Source organism: Salinibacterium sp. (assembly GCF_031364185.1).
In the GTDB taxonomy this organism is placed as follows: Bacteria; Actinomycetota; Actinomycetes; order Actinomycetales; family Microbacteriaceae; genus Rhodoglobus.
Window position 1 is genome coordinate 1 of record NZ_JANLVV010000123.1, and the last position, 19,322, is coordinate 19,322.

The 19,322-nt window shown below is 63.7% G+C and carries 14 protein-coding genes and 1 pseudogene; 6 read left to right on the forward strand and 9 right to left on the reverse strand.

Translation table 11 applies throughout. The features are described 5' to 3' along the window. Positions 1-136 precede the first annotated feature (136 nt). A complete protein-coding gene (locus RMN95_RS05480; protein WP_309615940.1) occupies positions 137-694 on the reverse strand; it encodes a hypothetical protein in 558 nt (185 codons plus the stop codon). A 30-nt stretch (positions 695-724) separates the two neighbouring features. On the opposite strand from RMN95_RS05480, the gene RMN95_RS05485 reads away from it, so the two are divergent. Then, a complete protein-coding gene (locus RMN95_RS05485; RefSeq protein ID WP_309615941.1) occupies positions 725-988 on the forward strand; it encodes a DUF4031 domain-containing protein in 264 nt (87 codons plus the stop codon). 194 nt (positions 989-1,182) lie between these two features. Here the strand turns inward: RMN95_RS05485 and RMN95_RS05490 are convergent, their stop codons facing one another. Beyond that, positions 1,183-3,771: an Rne/Rng family ribonuclease gene (locus RMN95_RS05490; protein ID WP_309615942.1), complete on the reverse strand. Its 2,589-nt coding sequence runs from the start codon at positions 3,769-3,771 to the stop codon at positions 1,183-1,185. 420 nt (positions 3,772-4,191) lie between these two features. Between RMN95_RS05490 and RMN95_RS05495 the strand changes: the two genes are divergently transcribed. Beyond that, complete coding sequence (locus tag RMN95_RS05495; protein WP_309615943.1) at positions 4,192-4,785, forward strand: vitamin K epoxide reductase family protein; 594 nt, start codon at positions 4,192-4,194, stop codon at positions 4,783-4,785. A gap of 128 nt (positions 4,786-4,913) precedes the next feature. Here the strand turns inward: RMN95_RS05495 and ndk are convergent, their stop codons facing one another. The 6 genes and pseudogenes from ndk to RMN95_RS05525 form a co-directional block, all read right to left on the reverse strand. Next, positions 4,914-5,327 (reverse strand): nucleoside-diphosphate kinase, encoded by a 414-nt coding sequence (gene ndk / locus RMN95_RS05500; protein WP_309615944.1) that lies wholly within the window; start codon positions 5,325-5,327, stop codon positions 4,914-4,916. Next, positions 5,317-5,724, reverse strand: a complete 408-nt coding sequence (locus RMN95_RS05505) for a DUF4233 domain-containing protein (protein ID WP_309615945.1) — start codon at positions 5,722-5,724, stop codon at positions 5,317-5,319. The genes ndk and RMN95_RS05505 overlap by 11 nt, the downstream gene beginning before the upstream one ends. Then, positions 5,721-7,253 carry a folylpolyglutamate synthase/dihydrofolate synthase family protein gene (locus tag RMN95_RS05510; protein WP_309615946.1) on the reverse strand — a complete coding sequence of 511 codons (1,533 nt, stop codon included), beginning with the start codon at positions 7,251-7,253 and terminating at the stop codon, positions 5,721-5,723. Before RMN95_RS05510 ends, RMN95_RS05505 begins: the two co-directional genes overlap by 4 nt. After that, positions 7,246-10,542: pseudogene (gene ileS, locus RMN95_RS05515) on the reverse strand (isoleucine--tRNA ligase). The gene RMN95_RS05510 and the pseudogene ileS overlap by 8 nt, the downstream one beginning before the upstream one ends. Before the next feature lie 175 nt (positions 10,543-10,717). Then, a complete protein-coding gene (locus tag RMN95_RS05520) occupies positions 10,718-11,698 on the reverse strand; it encodes a DUF1648 domain-containing protein (RefSeq protein WP_309615947.1) in 981 nt (326 codons plus the stop codon). Next, entirely contained in the window at positions 11,695-12,048 is a 354-nt protein-coding gene (locus RMN95_RS05525; protein ID WP_309615948.1) for a GntR family transcriptional regulator, read from the reverse strand. Before RMN95_RS05525 ends, RMN95_RS05520 begins: the two co-directional genes overlap by 4 nt. A gap of 78 nt (positions 12,049-12,126) precedes the next feature. On the opposite strand from RMN95_RS05525, the gene RMN95_RS05530 reads away from it, so the two are divergent. After that, entirely contained in the window at positions 12,127-13,470 is a 1,344-nt protein-coding gene (locus RMN95_RS05530) for an MFS transporter (RefSeq protein ID WP_309615949.1), read from the forward strand. A 256-nt stretch (positions 13,471-13,726) separates the two neighbouring features. Here RMN95_RS05530 and RMN95_RS05535 read toward each other — a convergent pair whose 3' ends face one another. Beyond that, entirely contained in the window at positions 13,727-14,401 is a 675-nt protein-coding gene (locus RMN95_RS05535) for a hypothetical protein (RefSeq protein ID WP_309615950.1), read from the reverse strand. A 426-nt stretch (positions 14,402-14,827) separates the two neighbouring features. Between RMN95_RS05535 and RMN95_RS05540 the strand changes: the two genes are divergently transcribed. The 3 genes from RMN95_RS05540 to RMN95_RS05550 form a co-directional block, all read left to right on the forward strand. Next, entirely contained in the window at positions 14,828-16,174 is a 1,347-nt protein-coding gene (locus RMN95_RS05540) for a DUF222 domain-containing protein (protein WP_309615951.1), read from the forward strand. 129 nt (positions 16,175-16,303) lie between these two features. After that, the gene (gene valS / locus RMN95_RS05545) at positions 16,304-18,979 is read left to right on the forward strand and encodes a valine--tRNA ligase (RefSeq protein ID WP_309615952.1); all 2,676 of its coding nucleotides are present in this window, start codon (positions 16,304-16,306) and stop codon (positions 18,977-18,979) included. 24 nt (positions 18,980-19,003) lie between these two features. Continuing rightward, on the forward strand, positions 19,004-19,322 hold a 319-nt coding region (locus RMN95_RS05550), incomplete at its 3' end, for a GNAT family N-acetyltransferase (protein WP_309615953.1).

A 19,322-nucleotide genomic window follows, 5' to 3' on the forward strand; every position in this document is an offset into this window, starting at 1 on the left:
GCGTTTGTGAACTAACACCGTGCTGGAAGCTGTTGGCGATCAGTGCGGGCTCAGCCCAGCAGACACCAAGGGTCAAGACTACTCGACTGCCCGGGGTCGGTCAAACCGGATCTGCCCTCGTCGCGGGTCACGCGAGTCACACGTCGATGATTCCCTCAAGCGGCCGTTTCGGGGGGTGATCTTTGCGCCAAATCCACAACAGGATGCCCGCCAGGACCCCCAGAGGCAGGTGCGCGATAAAGGTGTTGATCGCCGACGATAGTGCGCGCAGGAGGCCCTGGGCGGCACCGTCCCCGTCGAAAGGGTTGGGGAAGGAATTGCCGAACAGGGAATTACCCGAGGAGAACGCATCCACGATGGCAAGTACGGCCAGCACGATGAAGAGCACTGTGGAGGCGATCCCTGTGGCCAGTATTGCGCGAGTGAGCACATGACCGACCCGCAGTTCTTCTGCGATCGGCGCGACGAGCCAGAGGCTCAGGAAGAACCCGAGGCCGAACGGAATTGCCTGCAACAGTGCATAACCGAAGGACTGCACGGCGAAGTCGGCTGGAACCAGGGCGCTGATGCCCACATAGTTAACGAACAACCGCACAATGTCTTGCGCTACCAAGAACACCACCACCGCGATACCGGTGATCCCGGAGACGAACGCGCCATGCCTGCGGAGAAGCTGCTTCAGCGAGATCGACATAGCACCACCCTAGCCGCCTAGAATTTTCGGATGACCGTGTTGATCGACCAGCCGATCTGGCCGGCGCACGACACGGTGTGGGCTCACATCGTGAGCGACACCTCACTCAGCGAGTTGCACGAGTTCGCGGCATCCGCTGGGGTGCCTCGCAGATCATTCGACCTCGACCACTACGACGTTCCCGCCCGTCTTTGGACGGAGCTGGTTGAGCGGGGCGCACAGCCGGTGAGCATGCGAGAGTTTGTGAGGCGGCTGGAGGCTAGCGGTCTCCGAGTGCCCCAGCGCGACCGCTGAGCGTTCACCAGTCGGTGCTGCGCCCTCGGTGCCGCGCACCGCTCTGCGCTGGGTCCGCGCTGGGCTGCCGCTCCAGCCAGGATGTCCTGTGCCGGGGCACCGTGCCGCACACCGGCCCGTGCGGCGCCACGACGGGCATCTCGCGACTTCCATCAGGTCCGGCACCCGGGTCGGGTGCCGGCCTCGTTGGCGACCTATTCGGCGCTGGTGGTGTCGGTCGTGATGACCGGCGATGACACACGACGAGAGACGCGCGAGCGACCCTGGCCAGGCTGCTTGGGCTCGGGAAGGGCATCCAGAACTGAGTCGAGAATCTGTTCGGCGTCGCGCGTGGAGATCTTGCGCGGCGCACGCGACGTTTTCTTCACCGGGATGTCGAGGATCGCGACGGCGGCTTCGGCCGCGAGCTTTTCGGCTTTCGGTAGGTCGGCTTTCGGCGGTTCGAAGGTCTTCGGCGTCTCGGCTTTCGGTGGTTCGAAGGTCTTCGGCGTCTCAGTCTTCGGCGTCTCGGCTTTCGGTGTCTCGGCGGACACAACCGCCTGTTGAACGGGGATCTCGGTGGTATGAGTCACCGTGCTCGCGGCAACCCTGGCGAGCGCATTGCGCACATCCTCGGTGATCGCGTGGGTGCCAGCGCTACCCATGCCGTTCTTGACCGTGGTGGATGGCGCCGACGGGCCATTTCCGTTGCCACCACTGTTGCCACCGCCGTTGCGATTGCGCCCGCGACGGCTGTTTCCGTCAGCCGCGGGCTGGGCCGTCTGCTGCTGCTGGCGATGCTTCGTTACCGGGTCGTGATGCACGACGACACCGCGGCCCGAACACACCTCGCACGCCTCGCTGAAGGTCTCGAGCAGTCCGAGGCCGAGCTTCTTGCGTGTCATCTGCACCAGGCCGAGACTGGTGACCTCGGCGACCTGATGCTTGGTCCTGTCACGGCTGAGGCACTCGACGAGGCGGCGGAGGACGAGGTCACGATTCGACTCCAGCACCATATCGATGAAGTCAATGACGATGATGCCACCGATGTCACGCAACCGGAGCTGACGCACAATCTCTTCGGCAGACTCGATGTTGTTCTTCGTGACGGTCTCTTCCAGGTTTCCGCCGGAGCCGACGAACTTTCCGGTGTTGACGTCGACAACCGTCATAGCCTCGGTGCGGTCGATGACCAGCGAGCCACCGGAAGGCAGCCAGACCTTGCGGTCGAGAGCCTTCTCGATCTGCTCCGTAACACGGAACTTAACGAAAGAGTCCAGGTTCGTGTCGTCGTAGCTTTGCACGCGCTCAGACAGGTCGGGAGCAACCGCATTCAGGTAGCCCTCGATCGTCGCTTTCGCGTCATCACCGTCAACGACCAGCTTCTGGAAGTCCTCGTTGAAGACATCCCGAACAATCTTGATCAACAGGTCGGGCTCGGAGTGCAACAGAGCGGGAGCCTGCTGCGTCTCGACCTGGCGGCTGATCTCGGCCCACTGGCTGGTCAGGCGCTGCACGTCAAGAGTCAACTGCTCCTCGGTGGCGCCTTCGGCGGCAGTGCGCACGATGACGCCCACGTTCTCGGGCAGCACCTCTTTGAGGATTTTCTTGAGGCGCGAACGCTCGGTGTCGGGCAGTTTTCGGCTGATGCCGCTCATGGATCCGTTGGGAACGTAGACCAGGTAGCGGCCCGGGAGGCTCACCTGGCTGGTCAGGCGCGCACCCTTATGGCCGACCGGGTCTTTTGTGACCTGGACGAGCACACGGTCGCCCGGCTTGAGCGCGAGTTCGATGCGGCGCGCCTGGGTCTTGCCTTCGCCAGACTCGAGCGCGGCGGCATCCCAGTCGACCTCGCCTGAATATAGGACGGCATTACGGCCACGGCCGATATCCACGAACGCCGCCTCCATGCTGGGCAGCACGTTTTGCACGCGACCGAGGTACACGTTGCCGATCAGGCTCGCCTCCGCCGCCTTCGCGACGTAGTGCTCAACCAGTACGTCATCTTCGAGCACAGCGATTTGGATGCGGTCGAACTTCGACCGCACAACCATCACCCGGTCGACACTTTCGCGGCGCGCGAGAAATTCACTCTCGGTGACTACGGGCCGACGCCGACCAGCGTCGCGGCCGTCACGGCGACGCTGCTTTTTGGCCTCGAGTCGGGTGGAACCCTTGATGCGAGTGGGTTCGTTGCTGACGACGGGCTCGGGGCGTGGCTGGCGGACACGCACGACCGTGTTGGGTGCCTCATCACCGGGGCGGGCCTCGTCACCCGGGCGACGACGCGAGCGACGCCGGACCGTACCGGTGTCGTCGGCGTTATCGTGGTCACTCTGGTCGCCGTGGTCATGTGGGCCACCGCGGTCGCTCTGGTCGCCGCGGTCGTTGTTGTCGCGACGCTCGCGGCCGTTGCTTTCGCGGCCCGGCGCACGCTCCGGCATCGGGGGAAGGTCAGGGGCCTGAAACAGCAGCGATGTGCTGGGGCGAGCCCTGGTAGGGGTGACCGGAGTCGGTTCGACCGACTCATCGGGGACGCTGACGATGGATGCGGCATCCACCGACTTCGCCTGCGTCTGGGTGCGGGGTGGGTTGCGCTTCTCGGGCGGCGCCTGCAGTGGTGCGTCCTTCGCCTGGGCCGGCAGAGCTTCACCCTCGTGAGGCGGTGCTTGTGGGGCGTCAGCCAGCGGAGCTTCAACGGAGGCCGCGGTAGCAGCCGCGGCGTCCCGAGCTGCCTTTCGACCACCGAATAAACGGCTTCTCTTCTTCGGGCTTTCCGCGCTGTTGTCGTGTGTATTCACCATTGCTGGCGTACTCCTCACCCAGGTGGACGACCGCGCCGCCCACCGGGAACTCTCTCGTGCGCTAAATTCCGCGTGTTTTGCGGAAAATCGCTGCCAATTCTTCAGGTCATGCCGCCGGCCTGCCCCCTGAGGAGCTGCTCGCGCTGCATTCGTGCTTGTATCGCGACGTCCTGTGCTTCTAAGTCTTATGTCACTGCTTCTAAGTCTTGTGTCACTATTCGTCTTTGTCACTATTGAACGGAACTTGCTATCCGCCTCGGGCGGTTCGGCGCTTCCACAGCGCTGCACCGCATTCCCGGCCCGGTTTTGTGCCCGGTAAAACTGTATTTGGTGCCAGAACGAGCGCGGCTCGAATGGCTGGTTCCGATTATCGCACGCATTCTCAGTTCGGACGTATTTGACGCGTGCGATAATCCGATCATGACCCAGCCCCTAGCCACGCGCCGCTCGCTTCCGATGGCCATCGTGCTCATTGTCGCCGGTGCCATCGGCTGGTACGCCGCCTTCAGGCTGGTGCTCGATAAGTTGGAGGTGCTCAGGAACCCCCAGGCAGACCTTGACTGCAACATCAGCGTGATCGTGCAGTGTGGCGCGAACCTGGGCTCGTGGCAGGGCGCCATTTTCGGCTTTCCTAACCCCATCCTTGGTGTCACCGGCTTCGTCGCCCCCATCGCCGTCGGAGTCGCACTCCTCGCCGGGGCACACTTTGCCCGATGGTTTTGGATAGCCCTAAACCTCGGCGTGCTCGGCGCATTCGGGTTTTGCCTATGGCTGTCATACCAGAGCATTTTCGCGCTGAGTACACTGTGCCCGTGGTGCATGGTGGTGTGGGCCGCGACGATCCCGCTGTTCTGGACACTGACACTCTTCACCGCCCGCGAGGGCATTTTCGGTGACAGGATGCAGCGGCTCGGGGCTGCGCTCTTCGGCTGGGTTCCGGCGATCACTATCGGCGGGTACCTCATCATCGCGATCGTCGCGCAGCTGCGCCTGGACGTGCTCGCGACGCTGTAGTGCGCACACGCGGCGCTTGCGAACCTAATGCCGTCGAGACCCGCCAAAAGTGCACTGAACGCCGCAAGACGCACGATTTGCCGGGGCTCGCGGGGGCCTGTGCCGGGGCGCGGGCGCAGGTGTATCCGCTAGAACCAGAGGGCGAGCTCGCGCGCGGCGGACTCGGGCGAATCGCTGCCGTGCACGAGGTTCTGCTGCACCTTCAGACCCCAGTCGCGACCGAGGTCACCTCGGATCGTCCCGGCCGCTGCCGTGGTCGGGTCGGTGGTGCCGGCCAGCGCACGGAACCCCTCGATGCACCGGTTGCCCGCGATGCGCAGCGCCACCACGGGGCCGCTCATCATGAACTCGACCAGCGGCTCGTAAAACGGCTTACCCTGGTGCTCCTCGTAATGGGCGGCCAGCAGATCGAGATCGGCTTCGACCATCCTGATATCGACCAGCTGGTATCCCTTCGCTTCGATGCGACGCAGGATCTCGCCGGTCAGGTTGCGAGCAACCCCGTCGGGCTTGACAAGAACGAGAGTTTCTTCAACGGGCATGAGTGTCTCCTTGGTTGGGGTTATCGAACGCCGCGCGCTGCTTGTCGATCTGGCGACCCTTCACGAAGCAGTAGACCCAGATCGCCACGAACGCAAGTGCGACGAAGTACATGGCAGTCAGCACAAGGCCAGTGGCGATGAGCGCGGCCTGAAGTACCCATCCCCACCAGACGCCCCACGGGTGGCGCAGGGCGCGTCCACCGAGGATGAGCGCGACGATCAGCACTCCCCCACCCACAAAGGTCGGAACGGCCGGCAGCACCCTAAGACCGAACACCGTCAGCGTGACGAAGAACAGCAGCACGGCCTCGAGCACGAGCACGATGCTCAGCAGCGACTCCGTGGTCGAGCGCACTCGTCGGGCGCGTGGCGGCGTCGGCCGATCCGCCGTGGTCACGGCTTCCACTTCTCGGCTGCCGCGAGCTCGATCGCCTCACCCACGAGTGTGATCGAGCCGGTGACGACGACCGCGCGGCGGGGCGCTTCGACCGCCCACGCACGGGCATCCTGCATCGCCTGCGTCACGCTCTCGTACTGATACGTCGCGTCGTCATGGGTGGCCTCGAGCACAAGCCCGGCCAGATCGTCGTAGGCGACCGCGCGGTCTGACTGCGACTGGGTGGCATGGAATCGCGTGGTCACCGGCGCCAGCGCGGCAATGATTCCGCGGGCATCCTTATCCTGCAGCACACCGAGCACCACGACGATCTCATCGAAGGTGAAATATGTCTTCAGAGCCGCGGCGAGGGCGGCCGCCCCATGTGGGTTGTGGGCGGCATCCACGATCACTGTTGGCTCGGTGCCGATGATCTGCAGGCGCCCGGGAGAGGTCGCGGTCGCCAGCCCTTCGGCGAGCACGTCGCCCACGAGGGGCTGGGTGCCGGCCCCGAGGAATGACTCCACCGCCGCGATGGCGAGAGCCGCATTATGACCCTGGTGATCGCCGAACAGAGGCAGGAACAGGTCCCGGTAGGTGCCGGCGAGACCCCGGACGGAAATGACCTGCCCGCCGATGGCGACGCTCGAACTCTCGAGCTCGAAGCCCGTTCCTTCGACGGCGAGCGTCGATTCTGTAAGCTCGGCGGCACGCTCCAGTTCGGCCAGGGCATCCGGCGTCTGGCTGGCAGAGACAACGGCCGCGACCGGCTTGATGATTCCGGACTTCGTGCGCGCGATTTCCGCCACGGTCGATCCGAGGCGCTGAGTGTGGTCGAGCGCGATGGGGGTAAACACCGCAACCTGCCCGTCGCCGACATTGGTCGAATCCCACTCGCCACCCATACCAACCTCGATTACGGCCACATCGACGGGCGCGTCGGCGAAGCTGGCGAACGCCAGCACCGTGAGGGCCTCAAAGAAGGTCAGCGGCTCTTCGGAGCCCGCGATCAGCTCGGCATCGACCATGTCGATGAAGGGCCGAATGTCTGCCCAGTTTGCGGCCAGCGCGCGGTTCGAGATGGGTAGTCCATCGATCATGATTCGCTCATTTACTCGACGCAGGTGCGGGCTCGTCATGAGACCGGTGCGCAGCCCATACGCCCTGAGAATGCTCTCGGTGATGCGACTCGTCGACGTCTTGCCGTTCGTGCCCGTCACATGCACGATCGGGTAGGTGCGCTGCGGATCACCGAGTAGCTCGACCGCTCGCCGCGTGGCCTCGAGGCGCGGCTGGGGTGCCGCCTCGCCGATTCGAGCCAGCAGTTCTTCGTAGACGCGGTCTGCATCGTCCTGGTACTCGGCGTCCTCGAGCTCGAAGTCGGAGTCGTCGTCGAGGTTGGTGCCCTCGCTGCCGTCGGCGAACGGGCTCAGGTCGGCCAGAGGGTTGGCATCGTCGTCTCCGAGGTCGCTGTCGTCGAACTCGTCCCCACGCCCGAGGTCACCGTCGAGACCGTCGTCGTCGCGACCGAATCCATCCCTGTCAGACATTCACTTCTCCCGATTTCCAGACATCGATGACCAGCACTCCGTCGTTCGCGTATTGGCCGACTCTAAGCGTTGCACGTTGTGAGCCGACCGCCGAGTCGAGCATCGACATCTCAGGGTCTGGTGAGACCGAGAAGCCCGTCTCAAGCGACAGGGTCTCGGCCGCAATGGTGTCGGCGAACTGCTCAAGGGCGGCGATGTCGGATTCGGACGAGCCACAGATCGACATCGTGATGCGGTCGCTGACGTCGAGACCCGCCGCCTTCCTGGTGTCCTGGATGGCACGGATCAGGTCGCGCGCGAGCCCCTCCGCTTCGAGCTCGGGTGTCGACCGCGTGTCGAGGACAATGAACCCTCCGTCGCCGAGGAAAGCAATAGCGCTCTTCTCATCGGCCGCCTGCAGCTCGAGCTCGAACTCGCCCGCGAACAGTTCCACCGACCCGGCGGTGACGCCGTCGGAGCCGCGAACGGCCCAATCCCCGGCTTTCGCGGCCTGGATGACCTGCTGCACCTGCCTACCGAGGCGCGGCCCCAGCGCCCGCGCATTCACGGTGAGCTTACGAGTGATGCCGAATGCCTCCAGGGATCCTTCCTCAAGGGAGGTAAAGTCGACGGCTTTCAGGTTCAACTCGTCGCCCAGGATGCCCTGCACGCCGTCGAACCAGTTGCTGCGTGTGGTGACGATCGTCAGCTGTGCCAGGGGCAGTCGCACCCTCAGCGAGCGACTCTTGCGCAGCGCAAGGCCCGCGGACGCGACCTCACGCACATAGTCCATCTCGGCGACCAGCTCGTGGTCTGCCGGGAACTCGCCGGCCTCGGGCCAGTCAGTGAGGTGCACGCTGCGCCCACCGGTGAGCCCTCGCCAGACCTCCTCGGCTATCAGCGGAATCAGGGGCGCGGCCACGCGGGTGAGGGTCTCGAGCACGGTGAAGAGAGTGTCGAACGCATCCACATCACCCTGCCAGAACCGGTCACGGCTGCGCCTGACGTACCAGTTCGTCAGAACATCGGCGAAATCGCGAAGCCTGGCGGCGGCGATGGGGCTGTCGAGTGCCTCAAGGTCGGCCGTGACATCCCGAACCAATTCGCCGGTCTTGGCCAGAATGTATCGGTCGAGCAGGTTCTCGGAGTCGGTGCGTCGAACCGATTCGTGAGCAGACGCGTTGGCGTAGAGGGCGAAGAAGTAATACGTGCTCCATAGCGGGAGCATGAGTTCACGCACACCGGCTCGGATGCCCTCCTCGGTGACGACGAGGTTGCCGCCGCGAATGACCGAGGACGACATCAGGAACCAGCGCATGGCATCGGCGCCGTCGCGATCGAAGACCTCGTTGACGTCGGGATAGTTGCGCAGGCTCTTCGACATCTTTTGACCGTCGCTGCCCAGCACGATGCCGTGACTGATGACGTTTCTGAACGCAGGCCTGTCGAAGAGCGCGGTCGAGAGCACGTGCAGCATGTAAAACCAACCGCGAGTCTGCCCGATGTATTCGACGATGAAATCGGCGGGATTATGAGCCTCGAAGAACTCCCGATTTTCGAACGGGTAATGCACCTGCGCGAAGGGCATGGATCCGCTGTCGAACCAGACGTCAAGCACATCCTCGATGCGGCGCATGGTCGAGGAACCCGTAGGGTCGTCGGGGTTGGGCCTGGTCAGCTCATCGATGTACGGCCTGTGCAGGTCTGGCTCGCCGGTCTCGTTGAGTGGCAGCCTGCCGAAGTCGGCTTCGATTTCGGCCAGCGAGCCGTAGACGTCGATTCGCGGATAATCCGGGTCGTCACTTTTCCATACCGGGATGGGGCTGCCCCAGTAGCGGTTACGGCTGATCGACCAGTCGCGTGCATTGCCGACCCACTTGCCGAACTGGCCATCTTTGACGTTATCGGGCACCCAGTTGATCTGCTGGTTGAGTTCACCCATACGGTCGCGAAATTCGGGCACCTTCACGAACCAGCTCTACACGGCCTTGTAGATCAGCGGGTTGCGGCAGCGCCAGCAGTGCGGGTAGCTGTGCTCGTAACTGGCAACCCGAAGGAGGCGAGCATCGTCGCGAAGCTTGCGGATGAGCGGCTTATTCGCATCGAACACCTGCAGGCCAGCGACATCCTCGATGATGGGCAGGAATCTTCCGCCATCATCGACCGACAGGATGACCGGAATGCCCGCCGCGGCACAGACGAGTTGGTCGTCTTCACCATAGGCGGGGGCCTGGTGCACAATTCCGGTGCCCTCGCCGGTCGCGACGTAGTCTGCGACCAGGATCTGCCACGCATTCTGTGTGCCCCACTCGTCGGTGTCTGCGTAGTAGTCCCACAGACGGGCGTAGCGCACCCCCTCGAGTTCACGGCCCTTCAACGTCCTGGTGACGGCGGTCGCGGCTGCCGCCCCCGAGTCGTAGCCGAGATCTTTGGCATACGCCGCGACCGTGTCGGTGGCCAGAAGAAAGTCGGCGACCCCCTCAGCAGAACCGTCGCCGGCACCCAGCGGGCCCGATGGCACGACCGAATAGTCGATGTCAGGGCCCACCGCGAGCGCCATATTCGTGGGAAGCGTCCAGGGTGTGGTAGTCCAGGCGAGCGCCTTCACGGCGGTCAGGCCGAGACTCTCGGCCCTGGGGCCGTCGAGGGCGAAGGTGACGGTGACCGACTGGTCCTGGCGCATCGTGTAGACATCGTCATCCATGCGCAGTTCGTGGTTGGAGAGCGGGGTCTCATCGTGCCAGCAGTACGGCAACACCCGGAAGCCCTCGTAGGCCAGGTTCTTCGTATGCAGTTGCTTGAACGCCCAGATGACCGATTCCATGAACGACACGTCAAGCGTCTTGTAGTCGTTGTCGAAGTCGACCCAGCGCGCCTGGCGGGTCACATAGTCCTGCCATTCCTTCGTATACGCCAGCACCGACTCACGGGCCTTCGCATTGAAGACCGCGATGCCCATCTGTTCGATCTGGCTCTTCTCAGTGATGCCCAATTGGCGCATAGCCTCGAGTTCTGCGGGCAGCCCGTGGGTATCCCAGCCGAAGCGTCGGTGCACCTGCTTGCCTCGCATGGTCTGAAAGCGAGGGAAAAGATCCTTGGCGTATCCGGTCAGCAGGTGCCCGTAGTGGGGAAGCCCGTTGGCGAACGGCGGGCCATCGTAGAAGACCCACTCCGGTGCGCCCTCGCGACGGTCGATGGATGCCTGGAACGTGGCATCCTGTTTCCAGAAATCGAGCACGCGCTCTTCGATCGCCGGAAAACGCGGCGACGGGACGACTGGCTCGTCGGGGGTGTGGCGGGGGTACGACATGTGCGGCTCCTGTGTTTTGTCAACACGAGGACGACATTGCTGCCGCGGTACCACCCCGCTTGCCCTTACGTTCAAGAGCCACTCGGACTGCTGTGACGGGCTTACCCGCTCGGTTCTACGTGCGGTTGCCCGCATTTCTTCCGAGGACTTCCCGGTGATAGCCGGATCAGCGTCGTTATGCCCTAAGTCTAGCGCGAGCAACCAACCCATTGATGAGGGATGCGGCACCCACCGCGTCTCCGACCGTCACCACCAGGCTGCTGCCGTTCGTGCGGTGCACCTCCAGCGCATCTCCGCCGCCGAGGATTATGCCGACCCTGCGCCCCGCACCGAATCGGATTCCCCATCCTCCGAACTCCACCAGCGGATTCACGACCGGTACCGACGCGCTTTCGATATCGGCCAGTCGCAGTCGAAAACGCGGAAACCCCATGAACGACCGCACGAGCACCCCTGCGTTATCGACGTGCACCCGCCAGACGAGGGTTCCCAGCAGCAGGGCCGGAGCAAGGGGAATGGCTAACAGCCAGACCCATAGAGCTGGACTCGGCACGATGACGGCCGGAATGATGACGAGCACAGCGATGCCCGACACGAGCGCGATCAGCCACCACGGCGACCTCACTGAGCGTGTCCACAGCACTCGGTCGGTCGGCGTGAGGGCGGTGGGTGTTGGACTCGTGGCGTACTGGTCATCAGCCGGGCGCGCCCTGGGTAACAGGAACCAGCCGATGACGGCGGCCACGAGGCCCAGGAGGAGTCCGGGAATGATGGCGCCCACCGGGCTGGGGGCGGCCGCGGCATCCACTAGCCCTCGTTGTGTGGCGAGCGACACCAGCGTGATGGTCATCAGCAGTACCGTAATGAATGGTGACACCAGCAGAAGAAGCTTGTGCCGGATACTGAGCCCGCCCTCGGCCGTTCCCGCGACGATTCCGGCGAAAAGTGCGGCGAGCGCCACGCTCATCACCCCGATTGTCAGCAGAAATCCGAGTGGCGTCGTGAAACCGTTGGGCCGATTGCTGGCATCCCAGTGGATGGCTACGGTAGCTGGCAGCAGCGGGAACCAGGAAGCCGCGACGCCGGATGCAGCCAGGGTGATAACCACAGGCGCGATGACACCGACGATAAGAACGGAACGCGGCAGTCGTTTCATGTGTTGTATTCCTCTCGAACCAGCGCAACGAGCGCCGATGAGCTAAGACCGAGCCGTTTGGCTTCGGCGATCAGGGTGGGAAGCGCGAGAGAGATGGGCTCGTACTGTCTGGCCTTATCCGTGACGACGGCGCCGCGCCCGCGTCTCAGGTCAACAAGCCCCTCGTCACGCAGCTGCTGGTAGGCGCGCAGCACGGTGTGCACGTTGATGGTGAGGGATGCGGCCACCTCCCTGGCGGAGGGCAGTCGGTCCCCCGGCAGCAACGCTCCCCTGCTCACCTCGCTCCGGACGGAGGCAGCGAGCTGTTCGAAGAGCGGCACCGGTGATGCGGCATCCACTTTCATCAGCATGCGGCGATCCTATTGTTATATTTGCGCTATAACAACCATTTTGGGGAATGCGAGGAGTGCGCGGAGGCTTGACCCTGTGTGACCATCACCAGTGGCAAAGCGCCAACCACTCCAGAAGCACCATCCACCCCACATTTCGATCGCAGCGCCGCCCGAAAGGCGGTCTGGGCGGCCCTCGTCGGCTCCTCCCTCGAATCATTCGACTTCTACGTCTTCGCGTACTTCAGCGCGATCTTCGCGCCCGCCCTGTTCTTCCCCGAACTCGACCCGGCTGCGGGTCTCCTCGGATCGTTCGCCGTCATTGCGGTCGCCTTCATTGTGCGGCCCATCGGTGCGGTGATCTTCGGCAACCTGGGTGACCGCATCGGGCGCAAGCGCACGCTGCTCATCACCATCACGATTATGGGAGTCGCCACGGGCCTGATCGGCCTACTCCCCGACTTCAGCACGGTCGGCATTGCCGCCCCGCTGCTGCTGTTGCTGCTGCGGGTGGTGCAGGGGCTGTCACTGGGCGGCGAGTGGGGTGGTGGCATCCTGATCGCCGTCGAGCATGCCGAGCCGAAACGCCGCGGCCTGTACGCCGCCCTGCCGCAGCTGGGCTCGCCCGTCGGCACGATCCTCACCGGGGCACTGCTACTGCTGCTGCCGAGCATCATCGGCGCCGACGAGATGCTGGCCTGGGGCTGGAGGATTCCTTTCCTGCTTGCTTTCCCACTGTTGGCCGTATCGCTCTACCTTCGACTTGCCATTGATGAGACTCCGGTCTTTACCAGCCTCGTGGCCGAGAAGAAGCGCGAGCGTATCCCGGTTCTAGCCGCCTTCCGCCGTTACCCGATCGCGATCCTGGTCGCCGTCGGCGCCGCCATGCTCGGGATCGGGTCGTACTCGCTCATGAATACGTACACCATCGGTTATGGCATCAGCGTGCTCGGATTCTCATACCCCGATCTCGCGCTCGCCACCCTGCTCGGCAGCCTTCTGCAACTCGTCACCATCCCGCTGTTCGGAGTGCTGGCCGACCGCATCGGTTCGGCTCGGGTCGTCGTGATCGGGGCGATTGGCACGCTCCTCATCGCGTTCCCGATGTACTTCCTGCTGCAGTTCGCGACCTTTGACGTCCTGGTCGCGACGATGATCATCGGCGGGATCCTTCCGACCCTTGCGTGGGCGGGCCTCGGCGGGCTGATGGCGAATATCTTCGGCGGGCCGGTCAGGTACAGCGCTCTATCGATTGCCTACGCGGTCGCGGCGGCGCTGTCGGGCATCATTCCCTTTGCCACGCAGGGCCTGTCGATCGCGACGGAGGGCGCCTGGTGGCACCCCGGAGTGGTGCTCGCGGCCATCTCCCTCATCACCCTGGTGTGTGCGGTCATCGCCTCACGCTGGACCAGGGCGGTGGATGAGGATCCGATCCTGACCTAGCGTTCTGCGTCTGATATTCGCTGGTGAGGTTCGGTCACCACGACCGACACGGACCTCGCCGTAGGTCGGGGCCGGTTTTGCTTGCGCCGCCCCGCCGCCCCGCCGCCCCGCCGCTTCTGCGCCTCCCCCGCGGCTTCTGCGCACCTTTGGGACACGTGCGTACGCGCGCCGCACCGCAGTCGCCCCAAAACTGCGCAGATAGTGAGCGGATGACGACTTCCCCAACGAACTACCAGCGAATGTCCCTAGCGGCAGGTCAGCCCTTATCGCCGGTGTTCTCGACGGTGATGGCCTCGAGATCCTCTTTGCCGTCTGAGCCGACGACCCTCAGATAATACGTGATGCTGGCCTGCGGGCATCCATAGGCGAAGTTGGCATTGTCACCCGGGAAATCACTGTTGTCTCCGCTGGGTGGCAGGTTAAGAAAGTAGGCAGTGGATGTGCCGTTCTCGACAACACCGAACTCCACTGAATTGGCGTTGGTCGACGACCAGCTGAAAGAGATGTACTGCGGTGACGGAACAGCGGTATTGCAGAACACCGTCGGTGTGGTCGTCTCAAAGCTTTCGATCGCCGCACTGGTGGCGGGCGGAGGAGGGGGCGCCACGGTGGGCTCCGCTGGGGCGGATGTCGTCGGCGTCGCACTGGGCGTTGATGCGGGCGTGGCGCTCGAGGACGGGGATGCGGATGGGGACGCCGACGGCGCTGTGACCGGAGCCGCCGAACCCCGCGTGAGCAGCGTGATGAGTGCAATGACGAGCGCGGCCAACAGGAGTGCGCCGATCATCGCGAAGACAATGATGCGCCTGCGTGAGCGAGGAGCATCACTGACCTCGGCCGGCGGAGTGTCGACGGGCGGAGTGACCAACAATTCGGTGGGGTTGGCGTCTTCCGGCAGATCAAATTTTCGGGTTCGGTCGTCGTCGCTCATTGTGCTCTCCGTGCCGTCGATCGGGAATGCCCGGACGACGACAGCATAGGGCGTGCGCTGACCTGTGGTCGAGCGATTCGCAGTGGGGATTCTACGGAGGTGACGGACTGGCACGGTGAGTGCGCGACCAAAGCTCCCAGAGGGCAGCGGAGGGAATGTCCCGCTCCGAGACCGGGAAGTACCGCCGAATCGCAAGGCGCTGTGCGTCAGTTGATCGCTCAGTCAATTCCCCGCGGCGGCCACTGTGGAGAGCTCTATCGCATCCTTTCGAGCGATTGCGGACTGGCCTGTATTTCAGTCGAACGATGCAGCGGCCTCGGCCGATCGACATCCCGCCGTCTTGTCCTCCACAGGCGCCACTTCAAAAAGTTGTTGATTTTGTAGGATTTCTCTTCGAATATAACTTCGAATGTGAGAGAATGGAGCATGTCCTTCACCGAATCATTCGCCAGCACCGCACAGTCGGTTATGGCGTTCGGGGTGGATTCCGCTGCTGTCGCCGCCCTACCTGATAACGCACTTCTCGCCGCCCATAGCCTGCTCACCGAGCATCGTCGCCACTCCGACGTGTACGCCGCCTTCATCGCTGGCGAGATCGAGCGGCGATCCTCCCGAGAGGCTGGCTACTCAGGTCTCGCACAGCGCAGCGGATTCGGCAGCACTGAGGCAATGTTGCAAACGCTGTCTCCGGTAACCAAAGTCGAGGCTAAACGGCTGGTCTCCGCAGGCATCCTGATGGCCTCTACCCTCCCTACTCTGTGGGAGTCGGCACTGGCTTCCACCCTCGCAGCAGGGTCGCTTTCGATAGCTGCGGTTGATGCGATTCGGCGGGGGCTGGGGCCCGTAGCCGATGCAGCACCCGCGGCTGATCTTCTCGCAGAATGCGAGCGGTTAATCACGCGGGCGCCGTCAGTATCCGTTGACGAGCTAACTCGCGAAGCCCGCTCGGCCCGCGATCGTCTCGACGAGGCCGGCATCTCCCGTCGCGAGAAGCAGAGTCGCGACAATCGGTATCTGAAGCGCTGGGTACGCGACGATGGCATGTACCAGGGTTCGTTCCTCCTAGACCCTGAGGGCGGGCAGCACGTGTTCACGGCACTTGACGCCATCATCGCCCCACGGCGCGGAGTTCGATTTGTGGATGCGACGGCCGCAGCCCGGGCCGATGCCATCGTCGCCGACCCCCGCACCAACGACCAGCTGCTCGCCGATGCCTTCGTAGAAATGGTCCGACTGGCTGTAGACGCTGACCCAAGCACCCTCTTCGGCACACGCCGACCCGCCGTTCGCGTGGTGGTGACCGAGCAGGCCCTGTCAACGCCGGATGGCCATGGGTTCATCGAGGGCGATAGCCAACCCGTTTCAAGGTCGACCGTTGATCGGTTCATCTGCGATACCGGCTTTATCGGCATCAAATTTGACCGCAAGCACCAGGTCATCGATCTCGGCCGCACCCAGCGGCTCTTCAGCGATAACCAACGGCTGGTGATCTCCGTCCGAGACGGCGGGTGCATCTTCCTTGACTGCACGAGACCCCCGTCCGCCTCCGAAGTGCATCACATCAACGAATGGGTACGTGATGGCGGGCTCACCAACGTTGCCGATGGAGTGCTCTTATGCCGACATCACCACATGCTGCTGCACAACAACCACTGGCGAATCATCCGCCTTGACGACGGCTACTGGCTGAAACCGCCGCGGTCGCAAGACCCGGAACAGAAGCTGCGTCGCCTGGTGAGCAAGAGCGCGCTGTTCGCGGAGTTGCGAACGTAGCTCGGCGGGAGGGCGGCGGAGGCGGCCCGGGTAGAATCGTCTCGACAGTCACACTCAGGCACCCCATCGCTTCATCCGATACGGATAGCGATACAGACTCGGTGCCGCACATATCGAATTGGAGCACCCATGCCATCCGACATCGCCGCCACGAGCGCCCACTCAATTCCCGAGAAGCCCGCCCTCGAAGGCCTCGAAGGCAAATGGGCTCCCGCATGGCAAACCCGTGGCACCTATCAATTCGACCGTGATGCCGCAGTCGCTGCGGGTTCGTCCGAGTTGTTCTCCGTCGATACCCCTCCCCCTACGGCCTCGGGCAGCCTGCACATCGGGCACGTGTTCAGCTACACCCACATGGACCTAATCACCCGGTTCCAGCGGATGCGCGGCAAGCACATCTTCTACCCCATGGGCTGGGACGATAACGGGCTGCCTACCGAGCGGCGTGTGCAGAACTACTACGGCGTGCGGTGCGACCCGACCCTCCCCTATGACCCCACATTCGTTCCCCCTCTGCAGGGCGGAGACACTGCATCGTCCAAGGCCGCAGATCAACTCCCGATCTCGCGTCGCAACTTCATCGAGCTCTGTGAAACCCTCACCGCCGAAGACGAGAAGCAATTCGAAGACCTCTGGCGCCAACTCGGCCTGAGCGTCGACTGGAACCTCACCTACCGCACAATCGGCCACGAGGCTCAGCTCGCAGCCCAGCGCGCGTTCCTGCGAAACCTCGCTCGGGGCGAGGCCTACCAGGCCGAGGCTCCGACGCTCTGGGACGTGACCTTCCGAACTGCAGTTGCCCAGGCCGAACTCGAAGATAAAGAGCAGCCCGCCGCCTATCACCGGCTCGCGTTTCACCGCGCCGATGGCGACGACGTGCATATCGAGACCACCCGCCCGGAACTGCTCGCGGCCTGCGTTGCCCTGGTGGCGCATCCCGACGACGAGCGCTATCAATCGCTGTTCGGTACGACCGTCACCACTCCCATTTTCGGTGTCGAAGTGCCGATCGTTGCCCACCACCTTGCCCAGAAAGACAAGGGATCCGGCATCGCCATGATCTGCACGTTCGGGGACGTGACCGATGTTGTGTGGTGGCGTGAGCTCGACCTGCCCAACCGCACCATCATCGGTGCTGATGGCCGAATCGTCAGCGACGCTCCCGACGCGATCGTGACGGATGACGCGAAAGCCGCCTTTGCCGAGCTGGCAGGTAAGACCGTCTTCAGCGCCAAAGCGAAGATGGTCGAACTGCTGAAGGGGAGCGGCGAGATGATCGGTGACGCACGGCCGATCATCCACTCTGTGAAATTCTTCGAAAAAGGCGACAAGCCTCTCGAAATCATCTCCACTCGCCAGTGGTACATCAAAAACGGTGCACGGGATGCCGACCTGCGGGCGCGCCTCATCGAGGCCGGCAGGCGGATCGGATTCACCCCTGAACACATGCGAGTACGGTACGAGAACTGGGTTGGCGGCCTCACCGGCGACTGGCTGATCTCACGACAACGCTTCTTCGGTGTGCCCATCCCGGTGTGGTACCACCTGGATGCCGAAGGTGAAAAAGGCGAGCCGATCGTTCCCTCCGAAGATCGGCTGCCCGTCGACCCATCCTCGGACGTTCCCGGCGGGTTCACCGAAGCCGACCGCGGCATCACTTTCGTGGGCGAGCTCGACATCATGGACACCTGGGCCACCTCCTCCCTTACCCCGCAGATCGCCGGGGGGTGGGTAACCGATCCGGAGCTGTTTGGCCTGGTGTTCCCGTACTCCTTGCGCAGCCAGGGCCAGGACATCATCCGCACCTGGCTGTTCTCGACAGTGCTTCGCGCGGAACTGGAGGAAGGGAAGATCCCGTGGGAGAACGCGGGCGTCTCCGGTTTCATCGTCGACCCTGATCGCAAGAAGATGTCGAAGTCCAAGGGCAATGTGGTGACACCGAAGGGCATGCTTAACGAATATGGTTCCGACGCGGTGCGGTACTGGGCGGCGTCCAGCAGGCTCGGCACCGATGCTGCGTTCGACCCGCAGAACCCCAAGCAGATCAAAATCGGGCGTCGACTGGCAATCAAGATCCTGAATGCCGCGAAGTTCGTCTACTCCTTCCCGGAGGCCGGTCTTCCGGGGGGAGGCGTCCCGGAAACTGATGTCCCGGAGGCCGGCGCAGAGGAAGCGGAAAGCCACGGTGCGACCGGCTCTTTGACCAGCGCGATCACCGAACCGCTTGACATCGACATGCTCGCCGAGCTTAATTCTGTGATCGCCACGGCGACGACAGCGCTCGAGGAGTTCGACCACGCCAAAGCTCTCGAGGTCAGCGAGAAATTCTTCTGGACCTTCTGCGACGACTACCTCGAGCTCGTCAAGGAGCGGGCGTACGGCGCGGCCACCCCCCAGGGCCAGGCCAGCGCTGCCACCGCCCTGCGCACCGCCGTAGACGTGTTGATGCGCCTCTTCGCCCCGTATCTGCCCTTCGCGACCGAAGAGGTGTGGAGCTGGACCCACGACGACTCGATCCACACCTCGGCCTGGCCCACGGCAGACGACACCGGCGTGACCGTGGCACCCAGCGGACTGCTCGGCGCGGTGAGCGAGGCCCTCATCGGAATTCGCCGGGCGAAGACAGACGCCAAGGCATCGCAGAAGACCGACGTGACGTCGGCAATCATCACCGGACCCGCGATCCTGGAGTCCGGCTTGGGTGATCTCTGCGCCGTGGGACGCATCGCCAGCGTAGAGTTCGTGGAATCTGAGTCGATCGAGGTGCGCGATATCGCGCTAGCCGACGTCGCTGGGCAAGGCTGACCCCGCACGACCTGAGGAGATTCGATGACAGAAGTTCGCGACATCCATGAAGGCGACCGCGATGTGTGGCACACGTTGTTTGCCGACTACGGCGTGTTCTACAAGGCCGACTTCTCCGAAGCTGTGCTCAATGGGGTCTGGTCGTGGTTGATGGATGCCGAGGCTGATGTCTGCGCGGTCGTGGCCGTCGACCGGGGCGAGGTGATCGGATTCGCGCACTACCGCCAACTGCCCGACACGTTCACCGCAGCCGCCGAGTGGTACCTCGATGACCTCTACGTACAGCCAGAGTCGCGCGGGTCTGGCGCCGCGACCGCGCTGATCGAGGCGGTTTCCGAGCGAG

Coding starts and splice junctions, on each gene's coding strand:
- RMN95_RS05480 (WP_309615940.1), bottom strand. CDS start 694: ATGTCGATCTCGCTGAAGCAGCTTCTCCGCAGGCATGGCGCGTTCGTC.
- RMN95_RS05485 (WP_309615941.1), top strand. CDS start 725: ATGACCGTGTTGATCGACCAGCCGATCTGGCCGGCGCACGACACGGTG.
- RMN95_RS05490 (WP_309615942.1), bottom strand. CDS start 3,771: ATGGTGAATACACACGACAACAGCGCGGAAAGCCCGAAGAAGAGAAGC.
- RMN95_RS05495 (WP_309615943.1), top strand. CDS start 4,192: ATGACCCAGCCCCTAGCCACGCGCCGCTCGCTTCCGATGGCCATCGTG.
- ndk (WP_309615944.1), bottom strand. CDS start 5,327: ATGCCCGTTGAAGAAACTCTCGTTCTTGTCAAGCCCGACGGGGTTGCT.
- RMN95_RS05510 (WP_309615946.1), bottom strand. CDS start 7,253: ATGTCTGACAGGGATGGATTCGGTCGCGACGACGACGGTCTCGACGGT.
- RMN95_RS05520 (WP_309615947.1), bottom strand. CDS start 11,698: ATGAAACGACTGCCGCGTTCCGTTCTTATCGTCGGTGTCATCGCGCCT.
- RMN95_RS05525 (WP_309615948.1), bottom strand. CDS start 12,048: ATGCTGATGAAAGTGGATGCCGCATCACCGGTGCCGCTCTTCGAACAG.
- RMN95_RS05535 (WP_309615950.1), bottom strand. CDS start 14,401: ATGAGCGACGACGACCGAACCCGAAAATTTGATCTGCCGGAAGACGCC.
- RMN95_RS05540 (WP_309615951.1), top strand. CDS start 14,828: ATGTCCTTCACCGAATCATTCGCCAGCACCGCACAGTCGGTTATGGCG.
- valS (WP_309615952.1), top strand. CDS start 16,304: ATGCCATCCGACATCGCCGCCACGAGCGCCCACTCAATTCCCGAGAAG.